The organism is Halorubrum sp. SP9 (genome assembly GCF_005435015.1).
GTDB lineage: Archaea > Halobacteriota > Halobacteria > Halobacteriales > Haloferacaceae > Halorubrum > Halorubrum sodomense.
On the sequence record NZ_SGXU01000749.1, the window covers coordinates 1 to 225 of the forward strand.

General features: G+C 68.0%; 1 protein-coding gene. It reads left to right on the plus strand.

Features of this window, described 5'->3' with window-relative positions; all coding sequences use genetic code 11:
* On the plus strand, positions 1 to 225 hold a 225-nt coding region (locus EXE45_RS19210; protein WP_199233726.1), incomplete at both ends, for a helix-turn-helix domain-containing protein.

The following is a 225-nucleotide window of genomic DNA, read 5'->3' on the forward strand; positions in this document are numbered from 1 at the left end:
CCAGCTCCGAGAGACGCTGGAAGCGAGCGGGACCGAGTACGAGCTCCTCTCGAAGGTGAACAAGAGGCGATCGGACCGACTCCTCACGAGGCGACAGGAGGAGCTCCTCGCCGCGGGCCTCAGAGAGGGGTACTTCGAGGTCCCGCGAGAGTGTACGCTGGCGGATCTCGCCGACGTGGTCGGCGTGGACAAGTCGACCGCGAGCGGGATCGTCCGCCGGGCGCA